Raw genomic sequence first — 6,260 nt, 5'->3', positions numbered from 1 at the left:
CTCCAGAGCCCCCGCTGAAAATATGCGAGGGACGGTTGAAACATGGGTCAATTCTCGATGGAAATATCGGGCTGCGCCGGGTCAGCTCTCAGTGGAAATCAACAGCTACCGGTTCCGGGTAGCTGGGAGGATAACGCCGTTGCAGCTCTTATCGATATGGTGTGCTTCATGGTCACCGATTGGGACCCCATCACGGAAGAGCTCGTGGAGGGCATAGCGCTGGAGTTCCGTAAGGTCTGGACCACAGGCACCATTGTGGAGACGCTGACAGCTATGCGTGGTGCGTTCCCTCGGGAGACGGATGAGGCGGGCATGCATTGGGTTGGCGTACGGCGGACTTAATTCTGCTAAGCTCCCGGCCAGCGGTAACGCCAATGCTCCACATCAAGGATGGCGCTGTGTATGCCAACAGCCGCGATGTGGCGAAGTACTTCGAGAAGCGCCACGATAACGTCCTGAGGGACATTGACGAGCTTCTCCAGCATTCCTCAGATTTGAGTGGTGTGTACTTCTCGACAAACTCCAAGCCACATCCGCTAATCAAAGGCCGAATGGATCGAACCTTTGAGATGACCCGCGATGGTTTCTCACTCCTCGCCATGGGCTTTACGGGACCCAAGGCGCTCCGCTTCAAGATTGCGTACATTGAGGCCTACAGCTTCGGCCAACGCCTGTCACCGCTCAGAAGATCGTAGATTTCCCGTGGTGTTAACGCCTGCCGCTCTCTAAGCGCCTTGATCTTTTGCCATTCCGCGAGTGCCTTCTCGGGTGCCAATGCGGCTCTGATTGGGGTGGTGAACGCATGGAGCAAACGCGTTTCCTTGGGGCCGTCATCTCCATTGAATACAATTCCAAAGAGTCCCCCCATGTACCAGTTGTTCAATATGCCATCCCAAAAGAAGCTGTAGGGGACCGGCGTATCCGTGCGGCCAAGCCTTGCAAACTTTCTGGCCATGTTCGCTGTCATCTCAGCGGTCTCGTCGCACTCTCTTAGCATAGCATCCCACCCCTCCGGGTTTGGAGGCAGCGCCATGCCAAGTTCCTTGACCGCTTTCTCCTGATTGATTCGTTTGTGGAAGTCTTCATAGAGCTCCTGCAAGCGAAGGGTCCTTAGAAGCCTGTCTACTATGTATTCCTCCTCTTCCTCCAACAGTTGTGTCAAATGGGCCGCATCACGGCGGTCCAGCCCATCGAGACCCGACTTCTTGCGGCGCTCTTCAACGATGCGGATCGCTTTAATATTCCATCGCCGGTTCTCGGCTAGACTTTGAGGGCTGGGCGGTTCGCGCTCCTCAGGAACCAAGCGCCATACCTCTTGCCCTTCTTTAGGTGGGAGGTAGCGTTGCTCCTCGGCTTGCTTACGCGCCTTCCAGTTCTTCACTGCTGCCGCTGGCCGCATGTACGCGAGGGATATTTCTGCGGAGAGGGGGACCTCAAGCTCTCGCTCATCGAAATCAGCGTATCGTTTTGCAGAGAGTCCGTCAGAAAAACGGGCTGTCAAAAGGAAACCGCGTCGCCTGCTGCTTTCTCCAATCTCGATGCTCAGATGGTCTCGTGGGTCGGTGTCAATTCCTGCCTCAGAGAGTTCCGTCAGACGCCTAGCGACTAATAAACGGACTTCCATGCTTTCGGCACAAAGCTCAGCAAAGCAAGCGGGGTAGGAAGCAGGCCCCTTGCGATTTGTATAGTTGTTCCAAGCGGCGTTGCTCGGTTCGTTTTGGCGAGCCCAATAGGCGCGACACTGAGCCTCAAGCTCGGGAAGTGCACCCGACTTCGCTCCGTCACACCCACCTAAGCGCTCAATCGAAAGCTTTTGGTCAAGTACGCCGAACGCTTTGGCAAGCTTGTAGAGATCAGCATCAAAGTTCTCCACGGTGAGGGTAGCCATTGCAAGTGCTCCTCTGTTCGCTATCAGTCCTCTTTTCCTGGCAGGTCAAGCACGCACTGCGGGACCACAATCTTGCTTATCGCGGCATGCAGTGTTTCGAGCCCAAAGCCATCCCCATAGTCTCGCCCTACACCACCCTTGCCGGTATGCCCGGTGAGCGCATCGTGCATTTCTTCCGGCACGGCATCACGCCCCAGCCGTTTGAAGGTGTGGCGGAAGGAGTGGAACACCTTGCCTACATCGGTGATGCCGATGGTCTCCCTGAGGTATCGATTGAACCACTTGGACCATGCCGTTGAGCGGTACTTCGGGTCTGCGGAGTAGAGCTCCGGCCACATGCTGGACGACTTCTTGGCACCCGCTTTGAGGAGGGCATCTCGGTATCGCAACAGGCCAAGCCGCATGAGCTCAGCGTGGATAGGGACCTGTCTGCGGGAGCTCACGGTTTTAACCGAGCGGTCACCATCGGTATCAATATTGACCACCCATATTCCCGTTTCCTCATCCTGCTGGATATCCTCAAGCCGCAGTTGGGCAATCTCATTGAGCCTAGCCCCGGTTAAGAGCGCCATGAGGGGAAGCCAATAGGCCGCTTCTCCCCGCCCACCTTTCGGCCTAGACCCCTCGGAATAGATTGCGCTGGTGAAGATCGCTTTGAGGTCGGACTGTGAGAAAAGCTTCCTTCGGTTAGGGTCATTTCGCTTGTCTACGGAGATGCCGAGCAGTGAGAAGGGATTGGTGAAGCCGGTTACATCGTCTAGCCTGCCATCCTTCAGCGCCGCATTCACCACAGCAGTCAAGCAGTTGAGATACTTGTTGACCGTGTTTGCGTGGATGGTCTCTTGGTCCGGCCTCGTGCTAGCAACTAGCGCCCGCAGTGCCATCTTTCGCTGAGTGCCCTTGAGCCGCTTCGGCATCTTGGCAAGGGCATCACGGAACTCTCTGGCTTTCGGCTTCGTGATATCCCCCAAAGGCAAGTCGCCGTGGAACTCCACGAAGAACCGGGCTGCTCGTTCGGCCTCACGCACAGACGAATGGGTGGGCTTCTTGCCGCCCCGTGCCGCTGTTCCGGCCTTCCAATCGGTGACGGCTTCAGAAAGCTTCGGGCCCCTGTTGACCACCACAGGCCCAGGTGTTGCCACCTTTGCGCCCGCCTGTCGCCGCTCAATGTCCTCATGACCAGCTATTTGCCCCGCTAGAGCGGCAAGCCCGGCTTGGTGATAGTATTCGGAAGTGGGGTCTACCGTCGCTGCCCCTCGGTCTCGCAGGAAGCCGGCAAGCTCTACCGCCACGATGTCTGTACGCTGGCGAGAGTACGCATTGCGATAATCCCTCAGGTGCTCAGCGTTGAGGTCGCCAATAACCTCGTGGTGCCCATCCGCCATGCCGAGTAGTCCCAAGCGGGCATCCGCAAGGGCTGGCCACTGTGTCCGCTCCAGAGGTGTTTGAAGATGGCGGCGGGGGTCTCCCTGTGCCCGCTCCTCGTCGTCCTTCTGAAGCACCTGTCGGTGAAAGTAGCTCTCAATCTCCTCAAGGGAGGGAAGGCCTGAGGGACTATCTGGTGCCGGAGCCTCAGGGCCGCCGCGTGCCGTCATCTCCAGCGCGAAGGCGAATAGGCCCTCCACGCGCCGTGCTTCGTCTAGGTCGCGCCTCTTGGCCAGCCGGTGGTCATTCGTGCGGAGCGAGACCGTGAGGTACTGCTTAAAGTTACCTGTGGATGGGTTGACCAACTCGGAGTGAGGAGGGGATTTCGCCCAAGCAGGCACCGGCTTTCCGGCAAGAGCTTGAGGGAGCCGCCTGCGAAACTCATAGATGCCTGAGGGTCTCCGCTGCATGAAACTCAATCCCGCCATCCGGTGTGTCCAACCCTTGTGCAGTAGCAATGTGAAGTAGCTGGCTGCGACTAAGGCCTTGGAAGCTTAGACGTTTTGCGTTTTCAATGCATTAGGAAAATAGTGGCGCACCCGACAGGATTCGAACCTGTGACCTTTGGAATCGGAATCCAACACTCTATCCAGCTGAGCTACGGGTGCATGCCTGAGGCGGTTTGAATCGCCTGTCCGATGGGTGGTTCTTAGCCTAGCTTCTCGCCAGCATCAATCTCCAAAATTGAAAAGTGCGCCGTTCTTGCAAACGGCGCACCGATTGTTGTCAGACCTGCATGGCGCCGGGGCCGGGGATGGCCTTGGGGGGCACCTTGCCGAGGATGATCATCCCGAGCACCTCGTCCTTGGTCACGTCCTCGGTGCGGGCGTGGCCGACGACCTGGCCGTTCTTCATGACCGAGACGCGGTCGGCGAGGTCGAAGACGTCGTGGATGTCGTGGCTGATGAGGAAGATGCCGATGCCTTCCTTCTTCAGCTGCTTGATCAGCTCGCCCACCTGAGCCGTCTCCTGCGGCCCAAGGGCTGCCGTCGGCTCGTCCATGATCAGGATGCGGGCGTTGAAGAGGATCGCGCGGGCGATCGCCACCGACTGCCGCTGGCCGCCCGAGAGCGCCTTCACCGGCTCCTTGAAGCGGCGGAAGTTGGGGTTGAGGCGACCCATCACCTCGCGCGTCGAGGCCTCCATGGCGACGTCGTCGAGGGTGCCCCACTTGGTGCGGATCTCGCGGCCGAGATAGAGGTTGGCGGCGGCGTCGACGTTATCGGCGACGGCGAGCGTCTGGTAGATCGTCTCGATGCCATACTTTTTGGCATCGCGCGGATTGCGTATGTCGGCCGGCTCGCCGTTGATCAGGATCTCGCCGCTGTCGCGCTTGTAGGCGCCCGACAGGATCTTGATCAGCGTGGACTTGCCGGCGCCGTTATGGCCGAGAAGGGCGACGACTTCGCCGGGGTAGAGATCGACCGAAGCATTGTCCACGGCATGGATGCCGCCGAAGGAGATCGAGATGTTTTTCAGTTCCACAAGGGGAGCGCGTTGATCAGTCATATCTAGGACTCCTCTTACTTCGACCGCGAGCGATAGACGGTGTCGAGCCAGACGGCTACGACGAGCACGGCGCCCACGACGACATTTTGTATGGGGGTATCGACGTTCGCGAGACCCATGCCGGACTGCAGCGACTGCATGACCAGAGCGCCGAGCATCGCGCCGGCGATGGTGCCGGTGCCGCCGGCAAGCGAGGTGCCGCCGATGACGGCCGCCGCGATGGTGTAGAGCTCGTAAGTCGTACCCTGCGAGTTGGCGGCGGCGTTGAGGCGGGCCGTCGAGATCGCCGCGGCAACGGCTGCCAGGAAGCCCATCAGCGCGAAGATGCGGACCGCGACCCAGCGGGTCTTGATGCCGGCAAGTTCTGCCGCTTCAGGGTTGCCGCCGATCGCGAAGACGTAGCGACCGAAGCGCAGGCGGGTGGCGATGAAAGTCATGACGATGCCGACGAGAACGGCGATCAGCACAGGCACCGCGATGCCGTAGGAGATGAAGAGCCCCGTTTCCGGCCAGGCGATACCGTTGGCTTCGGCGTATTTCTTGGCGATCGCAACCGGCCAGTAATAGATGGTCGAGACCCAGATGGCGCCGAGCACCAGCGCGCAGCCGAGAACAACAAGGAAATACTCGGCCCAGAGCGGCCGGCGCGGGAAGTTGAAGCGCTTGCGCTGGTGGCGCGAGCCGATGATGCCGACGATGATCAGCACGCAGGCGACAAGGCCGATGATCCAGCTCCATGTGGCGCCGACGGAGCCTTCGGCACCGCCGCCCATGATGCGGAAGGTGGTGTCGAGGGGGGCGACCGTCTGGCCCGATGTCACGTACCAGGCAAGGCCGCGCCAGGCGAGGAAGCCGCCGAGCGTGACGATGAAAGAGGGGACGCCCAGGAAGGCGATGATGACGCCCTGGAAGAGGCCGATCAGCGTTCCGGCGATCAGGCCGCAGACCAGCGTGATGAGCCAGGTCCAGGAATTGTCGAAGCCGAGATATTGCGGCAGGAACTTCGCCTGGACGACGCCCATGATCATGGCGACGAGGCCGAGCATCGAGCCGATCGACAGGTCGATGTTGCGGGTGACGATGACGAGCACCATGCCGGTCGCGAGAACCGCGATCTCGGTGGTCTGGACCGAGAGGTTCCAGAGGTTGCGTGGCGTCAGGAAGAGCCCGCCGGTGTAGAGATGAAAGCCGATCCAGATGACCAGCAGCGCCGCGACCATGCCGAGCAGGCGCGTGTCGATCTCGGTTGCGCGCAGGAAGCGCGTGAAAGCGTTGCCCTCCGCCGAGCGCGGATGGCCCGATGAGGATTGTGTGATGTTTGCCATGGGTTTGCCGTTTCCCCCACTGTTTGGGCTCTGGCGCGGGGGGCCGAAAGCCCTTGCCGAGGTGCCCTGTTCTTCAAATCGACCACCGAGAGACTTCCGAAGCGGCCGCCCGA

At 59.9% G+C, this 6,260-nt stretch carries 6 protein-coding genes and 1 tRNA gene; 2 read left to right on the top strand and 5 right to left on the bottom strand.

Annotated features, from left to right (window positions below; translation table 11 throughout):
- Positions 1–168: 168 nt before the first annotated feature.
- Both QTL94_RS20390 and QTL94_RS20385 read left to right on the top strand, forming a co-directional pair.
- Positions 169–342: a hypothetical protein gene (locus tag QTL94_RS20390; RefSeq protein WP_289803059.1), complete on the top strand. Its 174-nt coding sequence runs from the start codon at positions 169–171 to the stop codon at positions 340–342.
- A gap of 32 nt (positions 343–374) precedes the next feature.
- Positions 375–695 (top strand): Rha family transcriptional regulator, encoded by a 321-nt coding sequence (locus tag QTL94_RS20385; RefSeq protein WP_289803058.1) that lies wholly within the window; start codon positions 375–377, stop codon positions 693–695.
- Here the strand turns inward: QTL94_RS20385 and QTL94_RS20380 are convergent.
- The 5 genes from QTL94_RS20380 to QTL94_RS20360 form a co-directional block, all read right to left on the bottom strand.
- The gene (locus tag QTL94_RS20380) at positions 653–1,888 is read right to left on the bottom strand and encodes a hypothetical protein (protein ID WP_289803057.1); all 1,236 of its coding nucleotides are present in this window, start codon (positions 1,886–1,888) and stop codon (positions 653–655) included. The two genes, QTL94_RS20385 and QTL94_RS20380, sit on opposite strands and share 43 nt — an antisense overlap.
- A gap of 23 nt (positions 1,889–1,911) precedes the next feature.
- Entirely contained in the window at positions 1,912–3,723 is a 1,812-nt protein-coding gene (locus QTL94_RS20375) for a site-specific integrase (protein ID WP_289803056.1), read from the bottom strand.
- A gap of 121 nt (positions 3,724–3,844) precedes the next feature.
- A tRNA-Arg gene (locus QTL94_RS20370) sits at positions 3,845–3,921 on the bottom strand.
- A gap of 118 nt (positions 3,922–4,039) precedes the next feature.
- A complete protein-coding gene (locus QTL94_RS20365; protein ID WP_016554837.1) occupies positions 4,040–4,822 on the bottom strand; it encodes an ATP-binding cassette domain-containing protein in 783 nt (260 codons plus the stop codon).
- Between the two features lie 14 nt (positions 4,823–4,836).
- Positions 4,837–6,147 carry a sugar ABC transporter permease gene (locus QTL94_RS20360; RefSeq protein WP_113522642.1) on the bottom strand — a complete coding sequence of 437 codons (1,311 nt, stop codon included), beginning with the start codon at positions 6,145–6,147 and terminating at the stop codon, positions 4,837–4,839.
- Positions 6,148–6,260: the final 113 nt, after the last annotated feature.

The sequence above is a fragment of the Rhizobium sp. S96 genome (assembly GCF_030382195.1).
Lineage (GTDB): Bacteria > Pseudomonadota > Alphaproteobacteria > Rhizobiales > Rhizobiaceae > Rhizobium.
This window is presented reverse-complemented; position numbering and strand designations above follow the sequence as displayed.

Excerpts from the sequence above, each read along its gene's own strand:
- QTL94_RS20390 (WP_289803059.1), top strand. The coding sequence starts at position 169 with ATGGTCACCGATTGGGACCCCATCACGGAAGAGCTCGTGGAGGGCATA.
- QTL94_RS20385 (WP_289803058.1), top strand. The coding sequence starts at position 375 with ATGCTCCACATCAAGGATGGCGCTGTGTATGCCAACAGCCGCGATGTG.
- QTL94_RS20380 (WP_289803057.1), bottom strand. The coding sequence starts at position 1,888 with ATGGCTACCCTCACCGTGGAGAACTTTGATGCTGATCTCTACAAGCTT.
- QTL94_RS20375 (WP_289803056.1), bottom strand. The coding sequence starts at position 3,723 with ATGCAGCGGAGACCCTCAGGCATCTATGAGTTTCGCAGGCGGCTCCCT.
- QTL94_RS20365 (WP_016554837.1), bottom strand. The coding sequence starts at position 4,822 with ATGACTGATCAACGCGCTCCCCTTGTGGAACTGAAAAACATCTCGATC.
- QTL94_RS20360 (WP_113522642.1), bottom strand. The coding sequence starts at position 6,147 with ATGGCAAACATCACACAATCCTCATCGGGCCATCCGCGCTCGGCGGAG.